The sequence below is a fragment of the Streptomyces sp. MBT65 genome, from assembly GCF_016612545.1.
In the GTDB taxonomy this organism is placed as follows: domain Bacteria; phylum Actinomycetota; class Actinomycetes; order Streptomycetales; family Streptomycetaceae; genus Streptomyces.
In genome coordinates, this window is record NZ_JAENRY010000169.1 from 1 (window position 1) to 25,757 (window position 25,757).

General features: G+C 69.9%; 28 protein-coding genes and 1 pseudogene. 12 read left to right on the forward strand and 17 right to left on the reverse strand.

Annotated features, from left to right (window positions below):
* A pseudogene (locus JHN63_RS31960) lies at window positions 1-237 on the forward strand (glycoside hydrolase family 3 protein); the annotation flags it as partial.
* Between the two features lie 364 nt (window positions 238-601).
* On the opposite strand, the gene nagB reads toward JHN63_RS31960, so the two are convergent.
* A complete protein-coding gene (nagB, locus tag JHN63_RS31965) occupies window positions 602-1,387 on the reverse strand; it encodes a glucosamine-6-phosphate deaminase (protein WP_200687195.1) in 786 nt (261 codons plus the stop codon).
* 215 nt (window positions 1,388-1,602) lie between these two features.
* Here nagB and JHN63_RS31970 point away from each other — a divergent pair, with 215 nt between their 5' ends.
* Window positions 1,603-2,673, forward strand: a complete 1,071-nt coding sequence (locus JHN63_RS31970) for an SIS domain-containing protein (protein WP_200687197.1) — start codon at window positions 1,603-1,605, stop codon at window positions 2,671-2,673.
* Between the two features lie 361 nt (window positions 2,674-3,034).
* Window positions 3,035-4,501 (forward strand): sensor histidine kinase, encoded by a 1,467-nt coding sequence (locus tag JHN63_RS31975; RefSeq protein WP_200687238.1) that lies wholly within the window; start codon window positions 3,035-3,037, stop codon window positions 4,499-4,501.
* Between the two features lie 252 nt (window positions 4,502-4,753).
* Here JHN63_RS31975 and JHN63_RS31980 read toward each other — a convergent pair whose 3' ends face one another.
* Both JHN63_RS31980 and JHN63_RS31985 read right to left on the reverse strand, forming a co-directional pair.
* Window positions 4,754-5,011, reverse strand: a complete 258-nt coding sequence (locus JHN63_RS31980) for a WhiB family transcriptional regulator (protein WP_006142322.1) — start codon at window positions 5,009-5,011, stop codon at window positions 4,754-4,756.
* Window positions 5,012-5,330: 319 nt separating this feature from the next.
* Window positions 5,331-6,299: a diacylglycerol kinase family protein gene (locus JHN63_RS31985; RefSeq protein WP_200687199.1), complete on the reverse strand. Its 969-nt coding sequence runs from the start codon at window positions 6,297-6,299 to the stop codon at window positions 5,331-5,333.
* 116 nt (window positions 6,300-6,415) lie between these two features.
* Between JHN63_RS31985 and JHN63_RS31990 the strand changes: the two genes are divergently transcribed.
* On the forward strand, window positions 6,416-6,874 hold the full coding sequence (locus JHN63_RS31990) for a hypothetical protein (RefSeq protein WP_200687201.1): 459 nt from the start codon (window positions 6,416-6,418) through the stop codon (window positions 6,872-6,874).
* A 27-nt stretch (window positions 6,875-6,901) separates the two neighbouring features.
* Here JHN63_RS31990 and JHN63_RS31995 read toward each other — a convergent pair whose 3' ends face one another.
* The 3 genes from JHN63_RS31995 to JHN63_RS32005 form a co-directional block, all read right to left on the reverse strand.
* Window positions 6,902-8,002, reverse strand: a complete 1,101-nt coding sequence (locus JHN63_RS31995; protein ID WP_200687203.1) for an RNA polymerase sigma factor SigF — start codon at window positions 8,000-8,002, stop codon at window positions 6,902-6,904.
* Window positions 7,999-8,412 carry an anti-sigma regulatory factor gene (locus tag JHN63_RS32000; protein ID WP_019058277.1) on the reverse strand — a complete coding sequence of 138 codons (414 nt, stop codon included), beginning with the start codon at window positions 8,410-8,412 and terminating at the stop codon, window positions 7,999-8,001. Before JHN63_RS32000 ends, JHN63_RS31995 begins: the two co-directional genes overlap by 4 nt.
* Window positions 8,413-8,719: 307 nt before the next feature.
* On the reverse strand, window positions 8,720-8,980 hold the full coding sequence (locus JHN63_RS32005; protein ID WP_200687205.1) for a UBP-type zinc finger domain-containing protein: 261 nt from the start codon (window positions 8,978-8,980) through the stop codon (window positions 8,720-8,722).
* Between the two features lie 62 nt (window positions 8,981-9,042).
* Between JHN63_RS32005 and JHN63_RS32010 the strand changes: the two genes are divergently transcribed.
* Window positions 9,043-10,638 carry a Na+/H+ antiporter gene (locus JHN63_RS32010; RefSeq protein WP_200687207.1) on the forward strand — a complete coding sequence of 532 codons (1,596 nt, stop codon included), beginning with the start codon at window positions 9,043-9,045 and terminating at the stop codon, window positions 10,636-10,638.
* 411 nt (window positions 10,639-11,049) lie between these two features.
* Here the strand turns inward: JHN63_RS32010 and JHN63_RS32015 are convergent, their stop codons facing one another.
* Both JHN63_RS32015 and JHN63_RS32020 read right to left on the reverse strand, forming a co-directional pair.
* Window positions 11,050-11,955, reverse strand: a complete 906-nt coding sequence (locus tag JHN63_RS32015; RefSeq protein WP_200687208.1) for a 1-aminocyclopropane-1-carboxylate deaminase/D-cysteine desulfhydrase — start codon at window positions 11,953-11,955, stop codon at window positions 11,050-11,052.
* A gap of 40 nt (window positions 11,956-11,995) precedes the next feature.
* A complete protein-coding gene (locus JHN63_RS32020; RefSeq protein WP_200687210.1) occupies window positions 11,996-12,586 on the reverse strand; it encodes an N-acetylmuramoyl-L-alanine amidase in 591 nt (196 codons plus the stop codon).
* A 295-nt stretch (window positions 12,587-12,881) separates the two neighbouring features.
* On the opposite strand from JHN63_RS32020, the gene JHN63_RS32025 reads away from it, so the two are divergent.
* The 4 genes from JHN63_RS32025 (at window position 12,882) to JHN63_RS32040 (ending at window position 16,663) form a co-directional block, all read left to right on the forward strand.
* Entirely contained in the window at window positions 12,882-14,288 is a 1,407-nt protein-coding gene (locus tag JHN63_RS32025) for a family 2B encapsulin nanocompartment shell protein (RefSeq protein ID WP_200687212.1), read from the forward strand.
* 113 nt (window positions 14,289-14,401) lie between these two features.
* Window positions 14,402-15,514, forward strand: coding sequence for a family 2 encapsulin nanocompartment cargo protein polyprenyl transferase (locus JHN63_RS32030; RefSeq protein ID WP_200687214.1), 1,113 nt, complete (start codon window positions 14,402-14,404; stop codon window positions 15,512-15,514).
* Window positions 15,515-15,685: 171 nt separating this feature from the next.
* The gene (locus JHN63_RS32035; protein ID WP_200687216.1) at window positions 15,686-16,282 is read left to right on the forward strand and encodes a GNAT family N-acetyltransferase; all 597 of its coding nucleotides are present in this window, start codon (window positions 15,686-15,688) and stop codon (window positions 16,280-16,282) included.
* Window positions 16,283-16,315: 33 nt separating this feature from the next.
* Entirely contained in the window at window positions 16,316-16,663 is a 348-nt protein-coding gene (locus tag JHN63_RS32040) for a DUF952 domain-containing protein (RefSeq protein ID WP_200687218.1), read from the forward strand.
* A 4-nt stretch (window positions 16,664-16,667) separates the two neighbouring features.
* On the opposite strand, the gene JHN63_RS32045 is transcribed toward JHN63_RS32040, so the two are convergent.
* The 5 genes from JHN63_RS32045 to sodN form a co-directional block, all read right to left on the reverse strand.
* The gene (locus JHN63_RS32045; protein WP_200687220.1) at window positions 16,668-17,408 is read right to left on the reverse strand and encodes a VOC family protein; all 741 of its coding nucleotides are present in this window, start codon (window positions 17,406-17,408) and stop codon (window positions 16,668-16,670) included.
* A 42-nt stretch (window positions 17,409-17,450) separates the two neighbouring features.
* Window positions 17,451-17,867, reverse strand: coding sequence for a VOC family protein (locus JHN63_RS32050; RefSeq protein ID WP_019072193.1), 417 nt, complete (start codon window positions 17,865-17,867; stop codon window positions 17,451-17,453).
* Window positions 17,868-17,877: 10 nt separating this feature from the next.
* Window positions 17,878-18,288, reverse strand: coding sequence for a helix-turn-helix transcriptional regulator (locus tag JHN63_RS32055; protein ID WP_200687222.1), 411 nt, complete (start codon window positions 18,286-18,288; stop codon window positions 17,878-17,880).
* A 218-nt stretch (window positions 18,289-18,506) separates the two neighbouring features.
* The gene (locus tag JHN63_RS32060) at window positions 18,507-18,647 is read right to left on the reverse strand and encodes a hypothetical protein (protein WP_200687224.1); all 141 of its coding nucleotides are present in this window, start codon (window positions 18,645-18,647) and stop codon (window positions 18,507-18,509) included.
* 172 nt (window positions 18,648-18,819) lie between these two features.
* Window positions 18,820-19,215, reverse strand: a complete 396-nt coding sequence (gene sodN, locus JHN63_RS32065) for a superoxide dismutase, Ni (protein ID WP_019058247.1) — start codon at window positions 19,213-19,215, stop codon at window positions 18,820-18,822.
* Between the two features lie 145 nt (window positions 19,216-19,360).
* Here sodN and sodX point away from each other — a divergent pair, with 145 nt between their 5' ends.
* On the forward strand, window positions 19,361-19,795 hold the full coding sequence (sodX, locus tag JHN63_RS32070; RefSeq protein ID WP_200687226.1) for a nickel-type superoxide dismutase maturation protease: 435 nt from the start codon (window positions 19,361-19,363) through the stop codon (window positions 19,793-19,795).
* Here the strand turns inward: sodX and JHN63_RS32075 are convergent.
* Complete coding sequence (locus tag JHN63_RS32075; protein ID WP_200687228.1) at window positions 19,699-20,328, reverse strand: CGNR zinc finger domain-containing protein; 630 nt, start codon at window positions 20,326-20,328, stop codon at window positions 19,699-19,701. The two genes, sodX and JHN63_RS32075, sit on opposite strands and share 97 nt — an antisense overlap.
* A 128-nt stretch (window positions 20,329-20,456) precedes the next feature.
* On the opposite strand from JHN63_RS32075, the gene JHN63_RS32080 reads away from it, so the two are divergent.
* Window positions 20,457-21,215: a class I SAM-dependent methyltransferase gene (locus JHN63_RS32080; RefSeq protein ID WP_200687230.1), complete on the forward strand. Its 759-nt coding sequence runs from the start codon at window positions 20,457-20,459 to the stop codon at window positions 21,213-21,215.
* 276 nt (window positions 21,216-21,491) lie between these two features.
* Here the strand turns inward: JHN63_RS32080 and JHN63_RS32085 are convergent, their stop codons facing one another.
* Genes JHN63_RS32085 through JHN63_RS32095 form a run of 3 tightly spaced genes read right to left on the reverse strand, consistent with a single transcriptional unit; the run spans window position 21,492 to window position 24,214 of the window.
* Window positions 21,492-22,292, reverse strand: a complete 801-nt coding sequence (locus JHN63_RS32085; protein WP_307782028.1) for an amino acid ABC transporter ATP-binding protein — start codon at window positions 22,290-22,292, stop codon at window positions 21,492-21,494.
* Complete coding sequence (locus JHN63_RS32090) at window positions 22,289-23,224, reverse strand: amino acid ABC transporter permease (protein WP_200687232.1); 936 nt, start codon at window positions 23,222-23,224, stop codon at window positions 22,289-22,291. Before JHN63_RS32090 ends, JHN63_RS32085 begins: the two co-directional genes overlap by 4 nt.
* 27 nt (window positions 23,225-23,251) lie before the next feature.
* Window positions 23,252-24,214, reverse strand: a complete 963-nt coding sequence (locus JHN63_RS32095) for an ABC transporter substrate-binding protein (protein ID WP_200687234.1) — start codon at window positions 24,212-24,214, stop codon at window positions 23,252-23,254.
* Window positions 24,215-24,748: 534 nt separating this feature from the next.
* On the opposite strand from JHN63_RS32095, the gene JHN63_RS32100 reads away from it, so the two are divergent.
* A partial coding sequence (locus JHN63_RS32100) for an NADP-dependent malic enzyme (RefSeq protein WP_200687236.1) occupies window positions 24,749-25,757 on the forward strand: 1,009 nt, incomplete at its 3' end.

Below are 25,757 nucleotides of genomic sequence, written 5' to 3' on the forward strand. Positions count from 1 at the left end.
GGGCAGAGGGCGCTGGACGCGGCCGGGGGGCGGCGGATCGTCGTCGTGGTGCGGGACGAGCATCGGCATCCGTGGATGGCGGCCGCTCTCGACACCGTGCTGGCGGCCCGGCCCGACACCGTAGTGGTGGAGATGGGCGTACCGCAGGCCCCGCCCCGAGGCGCCCTCCACATCGCGACTCACGGCGCGGCCCGCGTCTGCGGCCACGCGGCGGCGGAGGTCATCGCCGGATCGTGACCGTGGGCCGGGGGAGCGACCCCGACCCGGGCGACCACCTCCGAATACACCGGTGCCGGGCCCTCCACGAGGGGGCCCGGCACCGGCATGTACGCGGGGGTAAGAGGGGCCGGCGCCTTGGATTCCCTTGCGGGTCGGCCCTGTTGAGGCACCCGGGCCTCAGGTCTCTTACGGGTGTGGCTTGTTCGGGTCCCCCGGGCCCCGGATCCCTTACGGGCATGGCTTGTTCGGGTTCCCGCCCCCAGATCCCTTGCGGACGCGGCTTGTTCGGTGCCCCGCGCCTCAGGTCTCCCGCAGGTCAGGCCTGTTGAGACCCCGGCTCCTCAGGTCCCCCGCAGGTCAGCCCTGTTGAGACCCCGGCTCCTCAGATCCCCTGCCAGTCCGGCTTGTTGACGAAGGTGTGCCGGAAATAGTCCGCGAGCTTCAGCTTGGACGCGGCGCCCTCGTCGACCACGACCGTCGCATGCCGGTGCAACTGGAGTGCCGAGGCAGGGCACACCGCGGCGACCGGTCCCTCCACGGTCGCGGCGACCGCGTCCGCCTTGCCCTCGCCGGTCGCGAGCAGCACCAGGTGCCGGGCCTCCAGGATCGTGCCGATGCCCTGCGTGATCACGTGGTGCGGGACCTGCTCGATGTCACCGTCGAAGAACCGCGCGTTGTCCACCCGCGTCTGCTCGGTCAGCGTCTTGATCCGGGTCCGCGAGGCCAGCGACGAGCACGGTTCGTTGAACCCGATGTGCCCGTCGGTCCCGATCCCGAGTATCTGCAGGTCCACCCCGCCCGCCTCGCCCAGCGCCCGGTCGTACGCCTCACACGCGCCCAGCACGTCCTCGGCGGTCCCGTCCGGCCCGAAGAAGGAGTCCATCCCGACCCCGAGCGGCTCCAGCACCTCGCGCCGCAGCACGGAACGGTACGACTCCGGGTGCTCGGCGGGCAGCCCCACGTACTCGTCGAGCTGCGCGATCCGCGCCCGCGAGGTGTCCACGGCCCCGGCGCGGACCTTCGCCGCGAGCGCCTCGTAGATGGGCAGCGGCGTCGACCCGGTGGCCACGCCGAGCAGGGCGTCCGGCTTGCGCCGGAGCAGTTGTGCCATGGCCTCGGCGATCAGCTCGCCGCCCGACTTGGCGTCCGGAACGATGACAACTTCCACGCTGGCCTGCCGTTCTGCAGAGGGGGCTTCGAGGAGCCCGGAGGTGCTGTGTGGTTTAGACCAATCCGCGCACCAATCTAACAGAGGAGGCTCCTGCCTCCCAGAGTTCGCGGCCCGTCCGAAAACCGGTAACCGCCCAACAGAGGCGCACCTTCCGCAGACGGGGTGAAATGGACACCGCACCACAGCCCCAGCCGACCTCCGGAGGACCCCGCATGACCGCCACACCCCCGGCCCCCGACACCGAACTCCCCGGCCGGATCATGGCCCGCGAGATGGCAGAACAGCCCGCCGTCCTGCGTCGCATCCTCGACGAGGGTGCCCCGCGCATCCGTCAGGTCGCCCAGGAGGTCGCCGCTCGTAGGCCCCGCTTCGTGCTGCTCACCGCCCGCGGTACCTCCGACAACGCCGCGCTCTACGCGAAGTACCTCCTGGAGATCCGCCTCGGCCTGCCCTGCGGGCTCACCTCCATGTCGACCACCACGGCCTACGGCGCCCGCCCCGACCTGACCGACGTCCTCGTCGTCACCGTCAGCCAGTCCGGCGGCTCCCCGGACCTGGTCGCCTCGACCCGTGCCGCCCGCGAGGCCGGCGCGATCACGGTCGCGGTGACCAACAACCCGGACTCACCGCTGGCCGCCGTGTCCGAGTACCACGTCGACGTCATGGCCGGCCCGGAGAAGGCGCTCCCCGCGACCAAGACGTACACGGCCTCCCTCCTCGCGCTCTACCTCTTCGTCGAGGGTCTGCGCGGCGGCGACGGCGCCGCGGCCAAGGCGCTGCCCGACCTCGCCGAGCAGCTCCTCGCCCGCCAGGACGAGGTCCGCACCCTCGCCTCCCGCTACCGCTTCGCCGAACGCATGGTGATCACGTCCCGCGGCTACGGATACCCCACCGCCAAGGAAGCCGCTCTCAAACTGATGGAGACCAGCTACATCCCCGCTCTCGCCTACTCCGGCGCCGACCTCCTGCACGGCCCCCTCGCGATGGTCGACAACGTCTCCCCGGTCATCGCGGTGGTGACCGACGGCAAGGGCGGCGCCGCCCTCCAGCCCGTGCTCGACCGGCTGCGCGGCCGGGGCGCCGACCTGGTCGTCATCGGCCCGTCCGGCCAGGTGGAACAGGCCTCGGCCGGCTTCGTCCTGCCCGTCGAGGGCGTCCCCGAGGAGCTTCAGCCCATCCTGGAGATCCTCCCCCTCCAGCTCCTCGCCTACGAGGTCACCATCGCCCGCGGCCAGGACCCGGACGCCCCGCGCGCCCTGGCCAAGGTGACGGAGACCCGCTGAAGCCGTGTCCCATGTACTGGCCATGGAAATTCGCATGACCAACCAGTCCCGCACAGGACCCGACACCGTTAGGCTTCCCACAGCTGCCAAAGCATGGACACCACATGTGGTCTAGTCCACAATGTGTTAAGGCGTAAGCCTCCGTCTTCCCCGCACAGGAAGACGGATCGAGGAACCGAGGCTCTCTGCCCTGACTGCCCCGGCTCCTCATCCATCGGCCGATCGGGACCGCACACCCCGTGGCCGTTGCTGCTCCGGGCTGCGGTGCCGAGAGGGCTGAGGGTCCCTCTCAGGCGCCGCGGCCCGCGGGTGTTTTTAGGACAGGTACAGACCGGCGGGTACGCTCGCAGACGTGCCCTCCATGAACGAACTCGTACGCCAGCACACCGCACTCGACGACTCCGACCTCGAGTGGCTCCACCTGCTGGTCTCGGAGTGGCAGCTGCTCTCCGACCTCTCCTTCGCCGACCTGGTCCTGTGGGTCCCCACGCGCGACGGCACCCGCTATGTCTCCGTCGCCCAGATGCGCCCGAACACCGGCCCCACCTCGTACCAGGACGACATGGTCGGCCACCTCGTCCCCCGCGGCCGCCGCCCCATGCTGGACGCGGCCCTGGACGAGGGCCGCATCGTCCGCGAGGGCGACCCGGAGTGGCGCGAAGAGGTCCCCGTCCGGGTCGAGTCGATTCCGGTACGACGGGACGGGCGCGTCCTGGGTGTCATCGCGCGCAACACCAATCTGCTCACCGTGCGCACCCCGAGCCGCCTCGAACTCACCTATCTGCAGAGCGCGTCGGACCTCGCGCAGATGATCGCGGCCGGTTCCTTCCCGTTCCCGAACCAGCAGGTCGACATGGACGCCTCGCCGCGCGTCGGCGACGGACTGATCCGCCTCGACGGCGACGGCATCGTGCAGTACGCCTCGCCCAACGCCCTCTCCGCCTACCACCGCATGGGCCTCGCCACCGACCTCGTCGGCCAGCCGCTGGGCACCACCACGGCCGAACTCGCCCCCACCCGGGGCCCGGTGGACGAGGCGCTCGCCAAGCTCGCCAGTGGCTGGGCACCGCGCGAGTTCGAGATCGAGGCCCGTGACGGGGTGATCCAGTTCCGGGCGATCCCGCTCAAACCCAAGGGCACCCGCATCGGTTCCCTGGTACTGCTCCGGGACGTCACCGAACTGCGGCGTCGCGAGCGGGAGTTGATCACCAAGGACGCGACCATCCGGGAGATCCACCACCGGGTGAAGAACAACCTCCAGACGGTCGCCGCCCTGTTGCGGCTCCAGGCCCGCCGGATCGAGTCGGAGCGCGGCCGGGAGGCCCTGGAGGAGGCCGTACGCCGGGTCGGTTCGATCGCGATCGTCCACGAGACGCTGTCCCAGAACCTGGACGAGCGCGTGGAGTTCGACGAGATCGCCGACCGGGTGCTCGCGATGGTCGCCGAGATCTCCCCGGGCAAGGTCACCGGCCGGCGCAGCGGACGCTTCGGAATACTGGACGCCGAGGTCGCCACCCCGCTCTCCATGGTCCTCACCGAGATCCTGCAGAACGCCTTGGAACACGGCTTCCGCGAGGGCGAGACCGGCACGGTCGAGGTGTCGGCGGTGCGCGGCGGCAACGCGAAGGACGCCCGCCTCCTGGTCACCGTGCAGGACGACGGCGTAGGACTCCCCGAAGGATTCGACCCGCACCGCTCCGGCAACCTGGGCCTGCAGATCGTACGGACGCTGGTGGAGGGCGAGTTGGGCGGTACGTTCGACATGGTGCCGGGGCCGGAGCGGGGGACCCGGGTGATCCTGGATGTGCCGGTGCAGGCGCACAAGTGACGTACCCGCACACGACCTTCACACGCGCGGACCTGAACAGCTTTAGGCCTGCCTGCATGTGAAAGCCCCGCATGTGAACAGCGGTATGTGAACAGCGGTATGTGAACAGCAAAGAGCCCCGGATCAAGTGATGATCCGGGGCCAGTCGCTCGTTGCTATGCGCATCGGGGGTACTGCGCGCTGCGGCTCGGGGGCGGGAGATGCGTACTCGCTGTACGCGCCGCCAAGCTCAGGCTGTTAGCAGGGTGGGCGTCAGGCGGAGGCCTGACGGGCACGGTTGCGAGCGGCGCGGCGCTTCATGGCGCGGCGCTCGTCCTCGCTGAGACCACCCCAGACGCCGGAGTCCTGGCCGGACTCGAGCGCCCACTGCAGACACTGGTCCATAACGGGACAGCGACGGCAGACGGCCTTGGCTTCCTCGATCTGCAGCAGCGCAGGACCGGTGTTGCCGATGGGGAAGAAGAGCTCGGGGTCTTCCTCGCGGCAAACGGCGTTGTGACGCCAGTCCATGGCTGCTACCTCTCCTTGGTATTACGTGCGGGTTGCTTGTGAATGTGAACGCTTTCACGAATCCCTCAACAAGTGAAGGGCCGAACGCCAGGTTCACTGGCGGGGTCCTGTGGATTGAAGAGGGGTTCCGGTGATCCGTGGAGGCCGGTGTTGCGGGCCGTCTCGATCGCCACGTAGAGACTCGCAAACCTCAGCGGCGGATACAACCCCTACCGGAAAGTTTTTTTTGATTCCTCGGTGTCGACTAGGTCACAGCCGTACTTCCATGGGGTGGACCCTGGTCTAAACGTTCGAGTGAAAGGACTTCAGCCCTTTCTGCTCACACAATCACACGCAGTGCACGGCGTACGCCTGTGAACGTCACGCTCGTACGCAGTCCGAGGTGGTCGCCGTCCATCTGGAGGGGCAACGGGACCTTCGAATGCAAGGTGAACTCGCTCAGGTCGTGCAGAGCCGCAGCGTGCTTGCCGTGGGGTCCGCGTTCGGGGGACGAAGTGAGCAACTGGGTGCCATACCGGGCAACCGCGGCGCTGGACAGGCGGCTGAGACCGAGTACGTCGAGGCCTTTATCGAACGACGCCTTAGGTGACGTGTACATCGGGCGATTGCCGAGATACGTCCAGGGCGAGGTGTTCGAGACTATGGCCACCACCAGATCGGTGACCGGGTCCGCGCCGGGCTGCTCAAGCGTGATCGTCCCGTGCCGGCGGTGCTGCTCGCCGAGGAACTGCCGGACCACCTGACGCACATAGAGCGCGTGGGTGGATTTCTTGCCCTGCTCCCGCTGCTGCTCGACCCGCCCGACCACCCCGGCGTCGAACCCGAGCCCGGCGTTGAAGGTGAACCAGCGCGAGGGCACCGCCTCGTCCTCGGTGCCCGGTGTCCCGGAGGTCAGCCCCAGGCCGACCGTGCGCTCGCTGCCCTGGCGCAGGGCGTCGAGGATGGCGCCGGTCGCCTCCACGGCGTCGTTGGGCAGACCGAGGGCGCGGGCGAAGACGTTGGTGGAGCCGCCGGGGACCACCGCGAGGCCGGGCAGGCGCTCGGGGTCGGGGCCGGTGTGCAGCAGGCCGTTGACGACCTCGTTGACCGTGCCGTCGCCGCCGAGGGCCACCACCAGGTCGACGTTGCCGCTCTCCGCGGCCTGCCGGGCGAGGTCGCGCGCGTGGCCCCGGTACTCCGTGGTGACGGCCTCCAGCTTCATCTCGCTGGCGAGCGCGTGGAGCAGGACGTCGCGCGTACGTGCGCTTGTGGTGGTTGCCGCCGGATTGACCACGAGAAGTGCACGCATGAGTTGCAGCGTACCTACTGGGGGGTACTCGTCCCATACCGAGGTAGGGGTTGGGTAAGAGGAGAGGGCGTGAGCCTGAACACCTGGGGCCGTTTTCCGAGGGCTACCCTTCTGGGGTGAGTGCTGAGCAGACCCCCGCCCCGGAGACCGACGGCCCCGACGCGATCCGTCCGCGCCGGCTGACCTACGCGGCGGTCCTCGTCGCCGTCGAGGGTCTCGCGCTGGCCGTCGCCGGGGTGTGGATGCTCGTCCTGGGTCTCACCGGCGAACCGGACGACCGCCAGCAGGCCGTGACCGGGGGAGTGACCCTGGTGGTGCTGGCGCTGCTGCCGCTGCTGGCCACGCGCGGACTGCTGGGCCTGCGCGGTTGGAGCCGGGGCCCGGCCGTCATCACCCAGATCATGGCGCTGCCCGTGGCCTACAACCTGCTCCGGGCCGACAGCGTGGCCATCCCGGCCGGTATCGCGCTCGCGGTGGTCGCGATCGGCGCGCTGGTGCTGCTGGTGAACCCGGCGACGACACAGGCCCTCGGAATCCGAGGGCCCGGTCGTGGAACCGAGGAGCCGAAGAGCTGACCGCTCTCCGGTCTCGCACGGCAGGTCTCACTCCTCGACGAGGAGCTTCTCCCGCAACTGTGCCAGTGTCCGGGCCAGCAGCCGGGACACGTGCATCTGCGAGATGCCGACCTCCTGCGCGATCTGCGACTGCGTCATGTTGCCGAAGAAGCGCAGCAGCAGGATCCGCTTCTCCCGCGGCGGCAGGTCCTCCAGGAGCGGCTTGAGCGACTCGCGGTACTCGACGCCCTCCAGGGCCTCGTCGTACGCGCCCAGGGTGTCCGCGACCGCCGGCGACTCGTCGTCCGTGTCGGGGACGTCCAGGGACAGCGTGGAGTAGGCGTTCGCCGACTCCAGGCCCTCCAGGACCTCCTCCTCCGAGATGCCCAGTTTCTCGGCCAGCTCGTGGACCGTGGGGGAGCGGCCGTGCCGCTGCGAGAGCTCCGCCGTCGCCGTGGTCAGCGACAGGCGCAGCTCCTGGAGCCTGCGCGGGACGCGCACCGCCCAGCCCTTGTCACGGAAGTGCCGCTTGATCTCGCCGACGACCGTCGGGGTCGCGTACGTCGAGAACTCGACACCGCGCTCCGGGTCGAAGCGGTCGACCGACTTGATCAGGCCGATGGTGGCGACCTGGGTCAGGTCGTCCAGCGGCTCGCCGCGGTTTCGGAAGCGGCGCGCGAGGTGCTCGACGAGCGGCAGGTGCATACGGACCAGCCGGTTGCGCAGCTCCGCGTACTCGACGCTGCCGTCGTTGAGCGTGCGCAGCTCGATGAAGAGTGCGCGCGCTCCGCTGCGGTCCTGGGGGTCGTGCCGGGTGACCTGCACACTCTGGGTGCCCGCCACGTCGTCCCGCTCGTGCTCGCTCATCGCCTGGCCCGTCGCCCCTTCCTGAGCTTTCGCCTCCTCCCCCACGCTCGACTCAGTCGGAGCGGGGGGACCCCCGGCAACGGGGGAGACCCCACCAATACGCACGGCACCGTCCTGCTCACGTTGACCGTCGTCCGTCACACCGGCCTCCGAGGGTTCTTCCTCCGGGTGCGGCCGGGCCTGTTCGGGGATCTGGCCGCGTGGCACGAGGGCGCCGCCCTCGGCCGGCAGCTCCCGTGTGCCGCGCTCTTCGTCCCGCACCGGCCCGTCCCCGTTCCTCACGCCGGCCCGGGTCCCGCGCCGCGCTGTTTGTAGAGGCTGATCGAAACGGTCTTGTCCTCGTCGACTGCCGATGAGACCTTGCCCGCGAGGGCCGAGAGCACGGTCCAGGCGAAGGTGTCGCGCGCGGGGGCGTGACCGTCCGTCGTCGGGGCGGAGACGGTGACTTCGAGCGAGTCGTCCACGAGGCGGAAGACACAGCTGAGCACCGAGCCCGGCACGGCCTGCTGGAGCAGGATCGCGCACGCCTCGTCCACCGCGATGCGAAGGTCCTCGATCTCGTCGAGGGTGAAGTCCAAACGGGCCGCGAGGCCGGCCGTGGCCGTACGCAGCACCGACAGGTAGGCACCCGCAGCCGGCAGCCGGACTTCCACGAAGTCCTGGGTCGCGGGCTCGCCTGCGATCTGGGACACCCTCACCTCCAAGGTGGTACAAGCTCTTTCGGGGGCCCAGGGGTCGCCCCCCGGGGTAACGCGATACTTGGTTCAGCGGTGACGCTACCGCGCTCCGAACTTTCCTGTCCCCGGGACCCCAACCCCATGCTGTCACTCATAGTAAACCTACGGATACGCTCCGTGGCTAGGGGTCCTGCGGGCCCAATTGGGAAGAGCGCGCGCCGGGTTGACGTACCCAGACGTCAGACGGTCGAACCGTCGAAACGGGCGGGAAACAGACGGCCGGAAAACGGGGTCGCAGAAGACCGTGTCACAGAAGGCCGTGTCACAGAAGAACATGGTCCACGAAGCACCAGCGCCAGCTCTCACCGGGTTCGTAGGTCCGCATCACCGGATGCCCGGATTCCTTGTGATGTGCTGTCGCGTGGCGCAGCGGCGAGGAGTCGCAGCAGGCGACGTTGCCGCAGAAGAGGCAGAGTCGCAGCTGCACGGGATGGGTGCCGGCCGCCAGACACTCGAGGCAGGTCTCGCTCTGGGGCTTCGGTTCCGGAAGCGGCAGCGCGTCGGCGTGCGTGCACTGTTTCATGATTGCCAGATTACGACGGCTGTGCGGTTGGCCGCGCGGAAAAACGAGGGCGGGCGAGGACGATGGACGTGATGCCACTGCTGTTGCTGGTGGCGGGCAGCGCCGTGGTGGCCGCCGCGGCCCGGCGCACCCCGGTGCCGGCGCCGCTGCTGCTGGTCGCGGTCGGACTGGTCGTCTCGTACGTCCCGGGGGTGCCCGACTACACCCTCGACCCGGAGGTCGTCCTGCCGCTGCTGCTGCCCCCGCTGCTGTACACCTCGGCCACCGACAGCTCGTACCTCGATCTGCGGGCCCAAGTGCGGCCCGTGGCACTGCTGTCGGTCGGCTACGTGCTCTTCGCCACGTTCGTCGTCGGCTGGGCCGCCTATGTGATCGTGCCGGGGCTGCCGCTGACCGCGGCGCTGGTGCTGGGCGCGGTGGTGGCGCCGCCGGACGCGGTCGCGGCGACGGCGGTGGCCCGGCGGGTGGGACTGCCCTCGCGGATCACGACGATCCTCCAGGGCGAGTCCCTGCTGAACGACGCCACCGCGATCACCGCCTACAAGGTGGCCCTCGCGGCCGCGATCGGCGAGGGCGCGACCTGGGCCGGCGGCATCGGGGAGTTCCTGCTCGCGGCCGTCGGCGGGGTCGGGATCGGGCTCCTCCTGATGGTGCCGATCCACTGGCTGCGCACCCACCTCAAGGAGGCGCTGCTGCAGAACACGCTGTCCCTGCTGATCCCGTTCGTCGCCTACGCGGTCGCCGAGCAGGTGCATGCCTCCGGGGTGCTCGCCGTGGTGGTCGTGGCGCTCTACCTGGGCCACCGCGCGTGGGAGGTCGATTTCGCGACCCGCCTCCAGGAGGAGGCCGTCTGGAAGATGGTCGCCTTCGTCCTGGAGTCGGCGGTGTTCGCCCTGATCGGGCTGCAACTGCCGGTGGTCCTCAAGGGCCTTGGGGAGTACCGGGGCCTGGACGCCGCCTGGTACGCGATCGCCGTCTTCCTGGTGGTCGTCGTGACCCGGTTCGTGTGGGTGTATCCCGCGGCCTTCATTCCCCGCATCCTGTCGGCGCGGATCAGGGAGCGCGAGGACAGCCCCACCTGGAAGGGGGCGATGACCACCGCGTGGGCCGGCATGAGAGGCGTGGTCTCGCTGGCCATCGCCTTCTCGATCCCGCTCACCGTGCACGGCGGAGACCCCTTCCCGCAGCGCAACCTCATCCTGTTCCTGACCTTCACGACCGTCATCGGGACCCTGGTGGTGCAGGGACTGAGCCTGCCCCCGATCATCCGGCTGCTGAAATTCCCCGGCCGCGACCAGCAGGCCGAGACGCTCGCCGAGGCCAACGCCCAGGCCCAGGCCTCCCGGGTCGCCGAAAAGCGCCTGGAGGCCCTTCTGGAGGACGAACGCAACGCCCTCCCGCCACCGCTCGCCGACCGCCTCCGCGAGGTCCTGGAGCGCCGCCGCAACGCCGTCTGGGAGCGCCTCGGCGCGACCAACCCCGTCACCGGCGAGACCGTCGACGACACCTACCGCCGCCTCTCCCGCGAGATGATCAGCGCCGAACGCTCGATGTTCGTGCGCCTGCGCGACGGCCGCTACATCGACGACGAGATGCTCCGCACCCTGCTGCGCAGGCTGGACCTGGAGGAGGCGGCGGCTTATCGGGAGGCGGCGTAGGGCCTGTTCGGCGGGTCAAGTCGCAGGGGATCGGAGGTAGTTGGCGGGCGCGTCGGTGAGCGAGGTGCGGTGCGTGCGGTGGCGAAGCGGCGGGGTGCGGCGACGCGATGGGGCCCCTCCCGGTCGAGCGAAGCCGGGGCCGCGGGACAAGGGGCGTAGGCGACCGGCGGCACGCCGCGGACGCGGGGTGTGGCACCCGGTCCCCGCTGATTCAAGCGCGAGGGGCCCCGGCCGTCGTTGTCGTCACTCGCCGGGATTCCGCGTCGCCCGCGGCCGCAACCGCAGATGCTGGGGTCTTCCCCCACCTTGCCGCAGCCGCACGCGCCCAGCCCTCCTCACCGGTGCGCCGGTCAACTACCAGCGCTTTCCCGCGACTTGATCCGCCAGGTACCCCTGCCGCTCGGCGGGACGCTACGGGAACGGCCGCCCCGTGACGACAGCGGCGACCGTGCTTCCGCGCGGGAAGGCCCCTTCCTCCGCCAGGGCGACAAGTCCGTACAGCAACTTGGCGACATAGAGACGCTCGACGGGCAGCCCGTGCCGTTGCTCGAAGTCCCCGGCGAAGGCGTCGAGTTCGGTCGGCACGCGCGCGTAGCCGCCGAAATGGAAGCGCTCGTCGAGCGACCAGTCGCCCCGCGGGCCACCGAAGGCGCGCTCCTGAAGGGCGGTGACATCGGTGCTCAGGAAGCCGCCCCTGAGGACCGGGATCCCCAATACCCGCTGGTCGGGGGCGAGTCCGGCGGCCAGTCCGGCCAGTGTGCCGCCGGTGCCGCAGGCGAGGGCGACGACATCGACGTCGGCACGCGCGCGCAGTTCTTCGCCGAGGGCCCGGCAGCCGCGTACGGCAAGGGAGTTGCTGCCGCCCTCGGGCACCACGTACGCGTCCGCCGCGTCCACCTCGCGCAGGATGCCGGCCAGCGCTTCGGGCTCGGTCTTGCGCCGGTAGGTCGACCTGTCGACGAAGTGCAGGCGCATCCCGTCGGCCGCGCACCGGGCCAGGGACGGGTTGAGCGGGCGGTCGGACAGCTCCTGGCCGCGGACCACGCCGACCGTGGGCAGACCCAGGAGGCGGCCCGCGGCGGCGGTGGCGCGCAGGTGGTTGGAGTAGGCGCCGCCGAACGTCACGACCGTACGTCCGGCCGCCGCCGCGAGATTCGGCGCGAGCTTGCGCCACTTGTTGCCGATCAGGTCCGGGTGGATCAGGTCGTCCCGCTTGAGCAGCAGCCGGACGCCGTGCCGGCCGAAGCGCCCGTCCGCGATCTCCTCCACCGGCGACGGCAGCCGGGGCCGTAGGGCGGCGAGGTCGGGGCTGGTCACGGCACCATTGTCACCCGGGGCGGTGGTGTCCCCCCGGGGGTCACTTCAGCCGGTCGCGGACCTGCTCGCGCAGCCAAGCCATCGAGAACCCGCGCGGGTCCACCTTCCCGGGCTGCCACTCCAGGTGCCCGATCACCGACCGCTCCGACCACTCGTGGTGGCGGCAGATCGCCGCGGCGACCTTCTCGACCGCCTCCAACTGGGCCTTGGGCCACGGGTCCTCGCCGTCGCCGAGGTTCTCGCACTCGAAGCCGTAGAAGTGCCGGTTGCCGTCGGTGTTGGCCTCGTTGTCGTGCGGCAGCGCCTTCTCGGCGATCACCGCGCGCAGCACGTCGTCGTCGCCGAGGCCCGCGTGGTTGGCGCGGCCGTAGCCGACCAGGTGGACGGTGCCGTCCTTGGTGATGACGCCGTGGCAGAGCGGGCCGGGCAGGTCCTCGCGGCCCTCGCGGCACAGCTCCACCGTGCGCGCGCTGCCGCTGGTGACCGTGTGGTGGATCATCACGCCGTGGACGGGCCCCCACGGGCCCTTGTGGTTGCGGTTGTGGTGCTTCCAGTCGCCGACCTCGACGACCGTGACGCCTTCGTCCCGCAGTGCGTCCAGGAAACCGCCCGCGGACATGGGTGAGGCCATGACGCCTCCTTCGTGCTGTGCGACGGCCGACGTGCACGGCCGTCTGTTATCGCCGCTTGTACAGAAAAAATCCGGTACGGACGACTTGTTCGTACGGCGTGCGAGCCGATCCGGACACCGGGGGCCCCGGCGGCAACTCGAACAACATTCGACGTAAACAGCCCCCGTGCCCAGCAGGTGAAGATCCATTCCCGCTCTTTCGGGTAATACCACCGGCACGCTGAGTGAGGAAGGCTGGTGCGCGAGAACGATGCCGGGCGCACAGGCCCGGCATGAATGGGGAGGGCATTTCTCTATGTCGGTAGGCGAAGAGGTCCGCGCGGAGCAGAACAAGCCGCAGCAGAGCCTTGGCACGGCGGCTGCGCGGAACCTGGCCACCACCACGAAGTCCGCGCCGCAGATGCAGGAGATCAGCTCCCGCTGGCTGCTGCGCATGCTCCCGTGGGTGAACGTGCAGGGTGGCACATACCGGGTGAACCGACGGCTGAGCTACTCCGTGGGCGACGGCCGGGTGACATTCGTGAAGACCGGCGACCGCGTCGAGGTCATCCCCGCGGAGCTCGGCGAACTGCCCGCGCTGCGGGACTACGAGGACGAGGAGGTGCTCTCGGAGCTGGCCACCCGCTGCCGGCAGCGCGAGTACGCCCCGGGGGAGGCGATCGCGTCGTTCGGCGGCCAGGCCGACGAGGTGTACCTGCTGGCGCACGGCAGGGTGGAGAAGGTCGGCACCGGCCCGTACGGCGACGACACGGTCCTCGGGGTCCTCGCCGACGGCGCCTACTTCGGCGAGCAGGCGCTGCTCGACCCGGAGGCGATCTGGGAGTACACGGCCCGCGCGGACACCGCCTGCACGGTGCTGATCCTGGCCCGAGGGGACGTCGAGCAGGTCGCGGAGCGCTCCGACACCCTGCGCGAACACCTCGCGCAGCTGCGCGCGATCCCCGAGCAGCGCACCAACAAGTACGGCGAGAAGTCCATCGACCTCGCCTCGGGGCACTCCGGCGAGCCGGACATCCCGCACACGTTCGTCGACTACGACGCCCGGCCGCGCGAGTACGAACTGAGCGTCGCCCAGACCGTCCTGCGCATCCACTCGCGCGTGGCCGATCTCTACAACCAGCCGATGAACCAGACGGAGCAGCAACTCCGTCTCACCGTCGAGGCGTTGAAGGAGCGCCAGGAGCACGAGCTGATCAACAACCGCGAGTTCGGCCTGCTCAACAACTGCGAGTACGACCAGCGGCTCCAGCCGCACGACGGGGTGCCCAGCCCGGACGACCTGGACGAACTGCTCAGCAGGCGGCGCGGCACCAGGATGCTGCTCGCCCACCCGCGCGCGATCTCCGCGTTCGGCCGCGAGCTGAACAAGCGCGGACTGGTCCCGGAGTCCATCGAGGTCGGCGGCAACCGCATCCCGACCTGGCGCGGGGTGCCGATCTACCCGTGCAACAAGATCCCGGTCAGCGACCGGCGGACCACCTCGATCATCGCCCTGCGTACCGGCGAGGCCGACCAGGGCGTCATCGGCCTCCAGCAGGCCGGCATCCCGGACGAGATCGAGCCGAGCCTGTCGGTGCGCTTCATGGGCATCAACGAACAGGCGATCATCAAGTACCTCGTGACGGCCTACTACTCGGCGGCGGTTCTCGTGCCGGACGCCCTCGGCGTTCTGGAGAACGTCGAGATCGGCCGCTGGAGGTGACGTTTCAGCAGTTGGACGCGGTGTCCCCGCCCGCAAGGGCGGGGACACCCCGGTCGCAGCCGACCGGTCGCAGCGCAGGTGTCACCGTCCGCGGATTCTCCGAGGGGGACCCCATGGCCGAGATCAGGACGGAGACGCAAGAGCCCGCCGGTGGGACACCGCCCCTCGACGGGACGCGGACGCCCGGCGGCACCCCGCCGCTCGACGGGCACGAGGCGGCGGTGATCCTGGAGGGGGCCAGGGCGTCCGTCGACCCCGAACTGCGCTCGGCGATCGACTCGTTGCCCGGCTCGATGCGCCGGATCGCGCTCTACCACTTCGGGTGGGAGCACGCGGACGGCACCCCGGCGGCGGGCAACGCGGGCAAGGCGATCCGCCCCGCCCTCGTCCTGTCCGCCGCCACCGCACTCGGCGGCGAGCGGGCGCGGGCGAGCGCGCTGCGGGCCGCCGCGGCGGTGGAGCTGATCCACAACTTCACCCTGCTGCACGACGACGTGATGGACCGGGACACGACCCGCAGACACCGGCCCACCGCGTGGACCGTGTTCGGCGACCCCGACGCGATCCTCGCCGGGGACGCGCTCCAGGCGCTGGCGCTGCGACTGCTCGCCGAGGATCCGCACCCGGCGTCCGCGGCCGCCGCGGCCCGGCTCGCGGACTGTGTCGTCGAACTGTGCGAGGGCCAGCACGCGGACACCGCCATGGAGAAGCGCGCCCCCGGCGAGGTCACCCTCGACGAGGTGCTCGCCATGGCCGAGGCCAAGACCGGCGCGCTGCTCGGCTGCGCCTGCGCGGTGGGCGCGCTGTACGCGGGAGCGGCCGCCGAGGACGTCGAGGCGCTGGACGCGTTCGGCCGCCAGGCCGGGCTCGCCTTCCAGCTGATCGACGACGTCATCGGGATATGGGGCGACCCCGGCCGCACCGGCAAACCGGCCGGCGCCGATCTCGCCGTACGCAAGAAGTCCCTGCCCGTGGTCGCCGCCCTCGCCTCGGGCACACCGGCGGCCGCCGAACTCGCGGAGCTGTACGGACTGCCGTACGAGGAAGGGGAGTTGGAGCGCACCGCGCTCGCCGTCGAGCGGGCGGGCGGCCGGGACTGGGCGCAGGCCCAGGCGGCCGACCGGATGGCGCGGGCCGTGCAGGAGCTGGCCCGGGCGATCCCGGATCCGCAGGACGCGGGCGGTCTGCTCGCGCTGGCCGAGTTCGTGACCCGGCGCAGCAGTTGAGGACTCCGGAGCCTTCGGGAACCGTGCGGCCCTGACTCCGCCCGGCGACCGGGCTCCGGACCGGAGGGTCCCGCGCATCCCCACGGTGCGCGGGGCCCATTTCCCCGTGCCGAAATCCGGATAGGCTCAACACCCGTACGGAATACGACTGTTGAGACATGGGGGCGGGACATGGGCGTGGCGATCCGGGCGGCGGGCGCGGGTGACCGGGAGCTGATAGTCCGGCTGCTGGACGAGGCCTTCCAGGACGATCCGGTGAGTGGCTGGGTCTTCCCCGACGCCGAGTACCGGCGTGCGACCCACCACCGGCTGATGGCGGCCTTCGCCGACGCCGTGTTCGCCGACGGCCGTATCGACCTCGCCGAGGACGGCGCGGCCTGCGCGCTGTGGCTGTCGGTGCCGGGTGAGGCGCACGCGGCGGAGGGGGAGGACGAGGCCGTAGGGCTGCGGGAGTTGGTGGATCCGGACAACGAGCGGGTCGAGACGATCGCGCGGCTCATGGCGGAGGGGCATCCCGCCGGGCGGGCCCACGAGTACCTGTGGATGATCGCCGTGACGCCGGCCCGGCAGGGTGAGGGCCTCGGGGCCGCGCTCATCCGGTACGTCCTGGAGCGCTGCGACCGGGAGGGCCTGCCCGCGTACCTGGAGGCGAGCAGCGAACGCAGCACCAAGCTGTACGAGCGGCTCGGCTACGAGTTCACCGACACCACCCTCGACCTGCCGGACGGCCCGCGCATGTACCCGATGTGGCGCGAACCGAGGTCGTAGCGGACGCTGCCGCGGGGGCCGTAGCGTGGCCGTATGCCGGAATCCGAATCCACCACCGCCACCATCCTCCACATCACCGAGCGCGCCCTGTGGGACGCGGCCCGCGAGCGCGGGGTCTACGAGTGGTCGACCCGTGGCCGCACCCTCCAGGAGGAGGGCTTCATCCACTGCTCGACCCGCGCCCAACTCCCCCGCGTGGCAGCCTTTTTGTACGGTTCCTACGACGGCCCCGACGAGCTGGTGGTCCTGGTCGTGGACCCGGCACGGCTCGACGCACCGCTGAAGTACGAGGCGCCGGAGCCGGGCGGCGAGGAGTTCCCGCACATCTACGGGCCGATTCCGGTGGACGCGGTGGTGGGGGTGGAGACGTGGGCGGGATGAGTCGCTAGGAGCGGCCGGGCAGTCCGCCGGTCTCCGGGTCGCGGCCGGTCAGGCAGTAGACACCGCCGGCCGGATCCCGCATCACCGTCCAGTGCGTGCCGTGGGAGACGACACTCGCCCCGATCCGCTCGTGCCGTTCCCTGGTCGTGTCGATGTCCGCGCAGGCCAGGTCGAGATGGGCGGCGGCGGGGCGTTCCTCGCCGAGCCGCTGGAGCAGGATGCGGATCGGCAGGCCGGGCGGGGGCTTGAGCACATGGAACTCGGGGAGCGCGCCCGCCAGTGACGTCCAGTCGGGCAACAGGGCGCTCCAGAAGGCGACTTCGGCGTCGTAGGAGCCGGGGCCGAGGTCGAGGGACACCTGGTCGAGACGGCTCCCGGCGACGACGGGCGGCCGGACGGACTCGCCGTGCCAGGGGACCGCGCAGAACAACTGCCCGGCGGGGGACCGGAGTACGGCCCAGCCCTCGTGCTCGGCGACGGTGTCCGCGCCGAGCCGCAGCGCGGAGTCCACGAACGCGGGCACGTCCTCGACGGAGAAGTCGAGATGAGCCCCGCCCGGGCCGGCCGCGACCCCCTGGACCTTCACGCAGGGATCCGCCCCCTCCACCAGCAGGGTGACGAACTCCCCCTGCTCACCGCGCGGTTCGGACAGCCGGGTGTCCGTGACGGCCGTCCAGAAGGTGCGGGCGGGGTCGAGGAACGCGCGCGGGCGGTCGACGAAGGCGTAGGTCCAGCGGATGGTCATGGCGTGATCGTAAGCCGGAGGCCGCGACCCGCCCCGGGATTTTCAGTCCCCGCTGCGCTGCATGAACCGCAGCATGTTCCCGGCCGGATCGCGGAACGCGCAGTCCCGGACGCCGTACGGCTGGTCGGTCGGCTCCTGGACCACCTCGGCGCCGGACTCCTGGACGCGGGCGTAGAGGGCGTCGCAGTCGGCGGTGGTGAAGTTGACCCCGCGCAGGGTGCCCTTGGCGAGCAGTTCGGCCATGGCCTGCTTGTCGGCGGGGGAGGCGTCCGGGTTCGCGGCCGGCGGCTCCAGGACGATCTCCACGTCCGGCTGCAACGGCGACCCCACGGTCACCCACCGCATGCCCTCGAAACCGACGTCGTTACGGATTTCCAGCTCCAGGACGTCGCAGTAGAAGGCGAGCGCCTTGTCGTGGTCGTCGACGGCGATGAAGCACTGGCGGAGTTTGAGATCCATGGACGACAGGCTAGGGCCGCGGCGGCGGTCCCGCCCGGTTCGGGCGGGTGAACGTGCGGGCCACGCAGGACGGGATCACCGCGCCCGCCTCGTGGGAGCGGGCGCGGTAGGCGCTGGGGGTCTCGCCGACCAGTTCGGTGAAGCGGGAGCTGAACGAACCGAGCGAGGTACAGCCCACGGCCATGCACACCTCGGTCACACTGAGGTCGCCGCGCCGCAGCAGCGCCTTGGCCCGCTCGATCCGCCGGGTCATGAGATAGCTGTACGGCGTCTCCCCGTACGCGGCGCGGAAGCTGCGCTGGAAGTGGCCCGGTGACATCAGCGCGGTCCGCGCGATCGAGGCCATGTCGAGTGGCTCGGCGTACTCGCGGTTCATCCGGTCACGGGCCTGGCGCAGCCGTACGAGGTCGTCGCGGTTCACGGGGTCAAGGATGGCACGGGGTGCGGGCGGAGCCGAGGGGCGCGTTTGCCGAGGGGTGACGGTCCTGTCTGGAACTTTGCGTTCCGTGTGAGATGGGCCACGGTCTCGTACACGGTCAACCAGACCCGTGCCCTGTGCGGAACTCCCGGAGGCGGTCATCCGTACAACTTCCTCGCCCGCAGGAAGAAGTAGGGCGGGAGTCACCCTGCTGCCGGCGCTCACCCTGGGCGCATGACGTGGTGGTCGAGAAGGTCGGACTCGCCGACGCGACCTCGGACGTCCGCACGTCCGGTGTGGTGGTGGCGCTCGTCGCCGCGGACATGGTGCACCTGCACGGGCGACTCGGGCAGCCCCCTCATGACCGACACCGGCCCGATCACCGTGCTCGGCCTGGTCAGTTGCTTATGACGGTGCCGTCGCTGACGTGGGAACGACGAAGGGACCCCGCCGGCGAACCGGCGGAGCCCCTTCCCCATACCCACTGACCTGCGATGGTGCACCGATCGCCGGTCGGGTCGGGCCGACTGGGTGTCAGGCCTTCTTGGTCTCCCAGAAAATCTTGTCGATCTGGGCGATGTAGTCGAGCGCCTTCTGGCCCGTCGCCGGGTCGGTGGACGCCTTGGCGGCCGAGAGGGCCTTCAGGGTGTCGTTGACCAGCTGGTGCAGCTCCGGGTACTTCTCGAAGTGCGGGGGCTTGAAGTAGTCGCTCCAGAGCACCGAGACGTGGTGCTTCGCGAGCTCGGCGCGCTGTTCCTTGATGACGATGGCGCGCGCCTGGAAGTGCGGGTCGTCGTTGGCGGCCATCTTGTCCTGCACGGCCTTCACCGACTCCGCCTCGATGCGGGCCTGGGCCGGGTCGTACACACCGCAGGGCAGGTCGCAGTGCGCGCTGACCTTCACCTTGGGGGCAAACAGGCGGGAAAGCATGGAGCGTTCCTTCCTCGTGATCGTCTTCTCAGGTGGGACATTACTCCCTGGAGAAGCTGATTTCGCGAGTGCCCCCATGGGCTTAGGACAAAAGTCCAGGGTCGGACTCAGACTGGTGGAGGATAGGACCGGGGAGGTGCCGGGGATGCCGGAGCTGTCGCAGGAGACCGAGCGCGGGAGGGCCGTACTGCCCTTCGGGACGGCCGAGGTGACCGGGCCGTCCATGGTGCCGACACTGCTGCACGGGGATCTGCTCGTGGTGCAGTACGGCGCCAGGGTCAGGCCCGGGGACGTCGTCGTGCTGCGGCATCCGTTCCAGCAGGATCTGCTGGTCGTCAAGCGGGCCGTCGAGCGGCGCGACGGGGGGTGGTGGGTGCTCGGCGACAACACGTTCGCCGGCGGGGACAGCACCGACTACGGCACCGTGCCCGAGGACCTGGTGCTGGGCAAGGTGCGGTTCCGGTACCGGCCGCTCAAGCCCGGTCAGCGGTCGCCGCTCGCGCTGGCGCGCTGGGTGGTCTCCGCCGCCAGGCCCGTGTTCCCCGACCGGCCGGCCTCCAGGCGCTTCCGGGCCCGGTAGGCGGCCACGTTGGCGCGGGTCGCGCAGCGGTCCGAGCAGTAGCGCCGGGAGCGGTTCGTCGACGTGTCCAGGTAGGCGTTGCGGCACGGCGCCGCCTCGCACAGGCCGAGGCGGTCGACGCCGTACTCGGTGAGATGGAAGGCCAGGCCCATCGCCGCGATCGCCGCGTAGCCGGCCGTCGCGTTCGACGGGTGGTCCGCGAGGTGCATGTGCCACAGCGGACGGCCGTCCTCGTCCCGGAAGTTGTGCCCGGAGATCTGCGGGCTGACCGGGAACTCGAGGAGGAGCGAGTTCAGCAGGTTCACGGAGAGGGTCTCGTCGCCGCCGTCGGCCGCCTCGAAGACCGCCCGCAGCCGGGCCCGGACCGAACGGAAGCGGGTGACGTCGGCGTCGGCGGCGCGGCGGGCCGCCTCCTTGTTGGTGCCGAACAGGTCCCGCACGGCCTCGACCGAGGTCAGGGCGTCCTTGCCCCGCGCCGGTTCCTCGGTGTTGACGAGGCGTACGGCATAGTCCGAGTAATAGGCCAGTTCCACTTGTAGTCCTTACGGAGGCGCTCTATTGTCGTGGCTGCGGTCAGGTAACAGCTGATCGTGCCTCCAGGGTATTACGGCGGTGGTGCTACGGCAGTGGTACTACGACAGTGAGTGGACAGGGGGTCCTCATGACGACCGGTGTCGGAACGGACTGGCAGGCCTGGCAGGAGAGCTGGGACCGGCAGCAGGAGTGGTACATGCCCGACCGGGAGGACCGCTTCCGGATCATGCTCGACATGGTCGAGGCCGCCGTCGGCCCCGAGCCGCGCATCCTCGACCTGGCCTGCGGCACGGGCAGCATCACGGCCCGGCTCCTGGCCCGCTTCCCGAACGCCACCAGCACCGGGGTCGACCTCGACCCCGCCCTCCTCGCCATCGCCCGCGGCACCTTCGAGGGAGACGACCGGGTCTCCTTCGTCACCGCCGACCTCAAGGACCCGGAGTGGACGACGACACTGCCGTACGACTCGTACGACGCCGTCCTGACCGCCACGGCCCTGCACTGGCTGCGCAGTGAACCCCTCGCGGCTCTCTACGGCACACTCGCCGATCTGGTTCGCCACGGCGGCGTCTTCATGAACGCCGACCACATGATCGACGACAGCACGCCCCGGATCAACGCGATCGAGCACACCCAGCGCCAGGCCCGTATGGATCAGGCCATGAGGAACGGCGCCCTCGACTGGGCCGAGTGGTGGCAACTCGCCGCCCAGGACCCGGTCCTGGCCGCACCCACGGCCCGCCGCTTCGAGATCTACGGCGCCCACGCGGACGGTGAGATGCCCTCGCAGGCATGGCACGCGCGCGTGCTGCGCGAGAAGGGGTTCGGGGAGGCGCGGGCGGTGTGGTGCTCGCCCGCCGACACCTTGCTGCTCGCGCTGAAGTAGGCCCCCGCAAGGGGGAAACACGCGCTATCTGAAGAAGGGCGGCACCCTCGAGGTCGACGACACCGCCAGCTTCACGGGCCGGAACTCGCTGGGCCCCTTGCTCGCGTCCCCGCCGCTGACCAAGAGCCAGCTGCGTGAACTGGCCCTGAATCCCGAGCTGTTGATGAAGAGCCAGCGGTAGGGGAAGGCGAAAGGGGCGGTACGAGAGTCGAAGGGGCGGTACGAGNCTCGTACCGCCCCTTCGACTCTCGTACCGCCCGCTCAACTCTCGTACGGCTAAAGGACCTTGGAGAGGAAGGACTTGGTCCGCTCGTGCTGCGGGTTCGCCAGGACCTCGCGCGGGTGGCCGGACTCGACCACCACTCCGTCGTCCATGAAGACCAGCGAGTCGCCGACCTCGCGGGCGAAGCCCATCTCATGGGTGACGACGATCATCGTCATGCCGTCCGCCGCGAGGTCCCGCATCACGTCCAGCACCTCGCCGACCAGCTCCGGGTCGAGGGCCGAGGTCGGCTCGTCGAAGAGCATCAGCTTCGGCTGCATCGCCAGTGCCCGGGCGATCGCGACGCGCTGCTGCTGGCCGCCGGACAACTGGGCCGGGTAGTGGCCCGTCCGGTCGCCGAGGCCCACGCGGTCCAGCAGTTGCTGCGCCCGCTCCCGTGCCACGGCCTTCGTCTCGCGCTTGACCTGGACCGGCGCCTCCATGACGTTCTCCAGCGCCGTCATGTGCGGGAAGAGGTTGAAGCGCTGGAACACCATGCCGATGTCCCGCCGCTGCGCCGATACCTCCCGTTCCTTGAGCTCGTAGAGCTTGTCGCCCTGCTGCCGGTAGCCGACCAGCCGGCCGTCGACGTACAGCCGCCCGGCGTTGATCTTCTCCAGGTGGTTGATGCACCGCAGGAAGGTGGACTTGCCGGAGCCGGACGGGCCGACCAGGCAGAACACCTCGCGCGGATTCACCTCCAGGTCGATGCCCTTGAGGATGTGCGCGAGCCCGAACGACTTGTGCACGGCCTCGGCCTTGACCATCGGATGCCCGCCGGTGCTCGGGGCGATGTCCTTGGTGAGCTTGGTCATCGGGCCACCTCCGGGCGGCGGAAGGAGCCGAACATGCGGAGGTACTTGCCCATCCGCTGCAGCGGGGTCGGCGGCAGGCTACGGCTCGAACCACGGGCGTAACGGCGCTCGACGTAGTACTGGCCGATGCTGAAGACCGTGGTCAGGAACAGGTACCAGATGCACGCCACGAAGTACATCTCGACGACCGCCAGCGAGGTGCTGGAGATGTCCGTGGCCTTCTTGATCAGCTCCGGGAGCTGGACGGCGTAGGCGAGCGACGAGGTCTTGAGCATGTTGATGAACTCGTTGCCCGTCGGCGGGATGATGACCCGCATCGCCTGCGGGAGGACCACCCTGCGCAGCGTCTTGCCCTGGGTCATGCCCAGCGCGTGCGACGCCTCCGTCTGGCCCTCGTCGACCGACTGGATGCCGGCCCGGACGATCTCCGACATGTACGCGGCCTCGTTCAGGCCGAGTCCCAGCAGCGCGGTGAGGACCGGCGTCATCACCTGGTTCATCTCGTCCTTGTAGAACCCCAGGTTCAGGATGGGGAAGACGAGCGAGATGTTGTACCAGAGCAGGAGCTGGACCAGGACCGGGGTGCCGCGGAAGAACCAGATGTAGAACCAGGCCACCGTGCTGGTGACCGGGTTCGCCGACAGTCGCATTACGGCGAGGATCACGCCGAGTACGACGCCGAGGAGCATCGCGAGCACCGAGATGTACAGCGTGGTCCAGGCGCCGGCCACGATGCCCGGGTCGAAGAGGTAGTCGGGGATCACGCTGTAGTTGATCTTCGCGTTGGAGAACGCGATCCCGATCAGCACCACGAGGCCCACGACCACCACGCCGGCCACCCAGCGGCCGTAGTGGCGCACCGGGATGGCCTTGATCTGCTCGGGCGGGACCGAGGGCGCGGGTGGCGGGACCTGGTCGGCAATGTCAGTCACGGTGACTGCCTTTCGACGTCGCGTGGATCAGGAGCCGCCGTTGATCTTGGCCTCGGTCACCGCGCCGTCCGTGACGTTCCACTTCTGCAGGATCTTGGTGTACTCGCCGTTCTTCATGATCGCCGCGAGGGCGGCCTGGAGGGCGTCGCGCAGCTGGGTGTTCGACTTGCTGACGGCGATGCCGTACGGACCCGCCTCGATCTGGTCGCCGACGACCTCGAAGTCCTTGCCGCCGCTGGAGGTCTTCGCGTTGTACGCCGCCACCGGGAAGTCGTTCAGGTCGGCGACGGACGCGCCCTGCTTCAGGCGGAGCAGCGCCTCGGGGTCGGTGTCGAAGGTCTGCAGGCTGATGGCCTTCTTGCCGTCGGTCGTGCACTTCTTGCTCTGCGTCTTGGCGATGCCCTCGGACGTGGTGCCCTTCTGCAGGGCCACGACCTTGCCGCACAGGTCGTCCAGCGACTTGATGCCCTTCGGGTTGCCCTTCTGGACGAGGATCGACGTACCGGCGGTGAAGTAGTCGACGAAGTCGACACCGTCGCCGACCTTCTTGCCGGTGTCGGAGTCCACGCCGTCCTGGCGGGCCTTGGTGTCGTTCATCGCCGACATGAGCACCTGGAAGCGCTTGGCCTGGAGGCCCACGATCAGGTTGTCGAACTTGCCGTTCTGGAACTCGAACTTCACGCCGAGCTGCTTGCCGAGCGCGTCCGCGATGTCCGGGTCGATGCCGACGGCCTTGCCGCTCTCCATGTATTCGACCGGCGGGTAGGCGATGTCCGAGCCGACCTCGATGACACCCGACTTGCGGATGTCGGCGGGGAGCTTGCTCGCGAGCGGCGCCGAGGAGGACGACGACGAGTCCGAGCTGTCGCTGCTCTTGTCCGTCTGGTCGCCACAGCCGGCGAGCAGCAGGGTGGAGGCGACCGCGATCGCACCGACCGCTGCCAGCCGGGTGTGCGGGGCGGTGGTACGACGGGTGAAGCGTGCGGTCATGGTGGGTTCCTCCGGCGGATGGATGGCGGTGCCGACGGGTCGACGAGAACACACACCTTCGGGTGTCGCGACCTCGTGTGATTAGGGCATCTTGCCATTCGGACTGAACCATTCAGGGGACCAGGCATGTCAAAATCGGATAACGGGTGACCCCCTAATCGCATCAGGTCGGTACATCGAGACGCCCTGATCACGGACCATCTGCTGGAATCACTCGTTCCGGCCGGAGGATCTTCGGCGTGTCTCACGATGTGATCGATCGGCGTTCCGCCGTCGCTCCGCCGTCGTTCCGCCGTCCCTCCGCCCTCGGCGGCTGAGATGTGACCTTGCGCCTATTGGACTCGTCCTCGGTGCCGTCCGTCCGGTAAGAAGGTTCTTTACACCCCTCATCCGGGGCTCAGGGCGCGTGTGCGGCGCGCCCGTCGCGCAGGTGCTCGTACGCATCAACTCTCTGGGCCCTGCGCGGTGCCCGCCCACCCCTCACCAGGGAGTGGCCACCCTCAAAATCAATGAAGACCTAAGGGGTAAGACAAAGTGGCAGCGGAGATCGTCAATCCTCGCAGCGACAGCAGTACGGATCAGGACGGCGGGGCCGAGCCCCTCGATTCCTTCGATCCGGCGTTCGCGCTGCACCGCGGCGGCAAGATGGCCGTGCAGGCCACCGTGCCGATCCGCGACAAGGACGACCTGTCCCTCGCGTACACACCCGGCGTCGCGCGCGTGTGCACCGCGATCGCCGAGCAGCCGGAACTCGTCCACGACTACACATGGAAGTCGTCCGTGGTCGCGGTCGTGACCGACGGTACGGCGGTGCTCGGACTCGGCGACATCGGTCCCGAGGCCTCCCTCCCGGTCATGGAGGGCAAAGCGATCCTGTTCAAGCAGTTCGGCGGCGTGGACGCGGTGCCGATCGCGCTGGACTGCACCGGCGTCGACGAGATCATCGAGACCGTCGTGCGGCTCGCGCCCTCCTTCGGGGGCGTCAACCTGGAGGACATCTCGGCGCCGCGCTGCTTCGAGATCGAGCGCAGGCTCCAGGAGCGGCTCGACATTCCCGTCTTCCACGACGACCAGCACGGTACGGCGATCGTGACGCTGGCGGCGCTGCGGAACGCGGCGAAGCTGACCGGGCGGGAGCTGGGCGAGCTGCGGGCCGTCATCTCCGGCGCGGGCGCGGCCGGCGTGGCCATCGCCAAGTTCCTGCTGGAGGCGGGGCTCGGTGACGTGGCCGTCGCGGACCGCAAGGGCATCGTCTCGCGCGACCGGGACGACCTCACGCCGGTCAAGCGGGAACTGGCCGAGCTGACCAACAAGGCGGGACTCTCCGGGACGCTGGAAGCGGCGCTGGAAGGTGCCGACGTCTTCATCGGAGTCTCCGGCGGTACGGTGCCGGAGCCTGCCGTGGCTTCCATGGCCGAGGGCGCCTTCGTCTTCGCCATGGCCAACCCGGATCCCGAGGTGCACCCCGATGTGGCGCACAAGTACGCGGCGGTCGTCGCCACGGGGCGGTCCGACTTCCCGAACCAGATCAACAACGTGCTGG

Coding starts and splice junctions, on each gene's coding strand:
- JHN63_RS31970 (WP_200687197.1), top strand. CDS start 1,603: ATGACCGCCACACCCCCGGCCCCCGACACCGAACTCCCCGGCCGGATC.
- JHN63_RS31975 (WP_200687238.1), top strand. CDS start 3,035: ATGAACGAACTCGTACGCCAGCACACCGCACTCGACGACTCCGACCTC.
- JHN63_RS31980 (WP_006142322.1), bottom strand. CDS start 5,011: ATGGACTGGCGTCACAACGCCGTTTGCCGCGAGGAAGACCCCGAGCTC.
- JHN63_RS31985 (WP_200687199.1), bottom strand. CDS start 6,299: ATGCGTGCACTTCTCGTGGTCAATCCGGCGGCAACCACCACAAGCGCA.
- JHN63_RS32005 (WP_200687205.1), bottom strand. CDS start 8,980: ATGAAACAGTGCACGCACGCCGACGCGCTGCCGCTTCCGGAACCGAAG.
- JHN63_RS32010 (WP_200687207.1), top strand. CDS start 9,043: ATGGACGTGATGCCACTGCTGTTGCTGGTGGCGGGCAGCGCCGTGGTG.
- JHN63_RS32020 (WP_200687210.1), bottom strand. CDS start 12,586: ATGGCCTCACCCATGTCCGCGGGCGGTTTCCTGGACGCACTGCGGGAC.
- JHN63_RS32025 (WP_200687212.1), top strand. CDS start 12,882: ATGTCGGTAGGCGAAGAGGTCCGCGCGGAGCAGAACAAGCCGCAGCAG.
- JHN63_RS32030 (WP_200687214.1), top strand. CDS start 14,402: ATGGCCGAGATCAGGACGGAGACGCAAGAGCCCGCCGGTGGGACACCG.
- JHN63_RS32035 (WP_200687216.1), top strand. CDS start 15,686: ATGGGCGTGGCGATCCGGGCGGCGGGCGCGGGTGACCGGGAGCTGATA.
- JHN63_RS32040 (WP_200687218.1), top strand. CDS start 16,316: ATGCCGGAATCCGAATCCACCACCGCCACCATCCTCCACATCACCGAG.
- JHN63_RS32045 (WP_200687220.1), bottom strand. CDS start 17,408: ATGACCATCCGCTGGACCTACGCCTTCGTCGACCGCCCGCGCGCGTTC.
- JHN63_RS32050 (WP_019072193.1), bottom strand. CDS start 17,867: ATGGATCTCAAACTCCGCCAGTGCTTCATCGCCGTCGACGACCACGAC.
- JHN63_RS32060 (WP_200687224.1), bottom strand. CDS start 18,647: ATGAGGGGGCTGCCCGAGTCGCCCGTGCAGGTGCACCATGTCCGCGGC.
- sodN (WP_019058247.1), bottom strand. CDS start 19,215: ATGCTTTCCCGCCTGTTTGCCCCCAAGGTGAAGGTCAGCGCGCACTGC.
- sodX (WP_200687226.1), top strand. CDS start 19,361: ATGCCGGAGCTGTCGCAGGAGACCGAGCGCGGGAGGGCCGTACTGCCC.
- JHN63_RS32080 (WP_200687230.1), top strand. CDS start 20,457: ATGACGACCGGTGTCGGAACGGACTGGCAGGCCTGGCAGGAGAGCTGG.
- JHN63_RS32085 (WP_307782028.1), bottom strand. CDS start 22,292: ATGACCAAGCTCACCAAGGACATCGCCCCGAGCACCGGCGGGCATCCG.
- JHN63_RS32095 (WP_200687234.1), bottom strand. CDS start 24,214: ATGACCGCACGCTTCACCCGTCGTACCACCGCCCCGCACACCCGGCTG.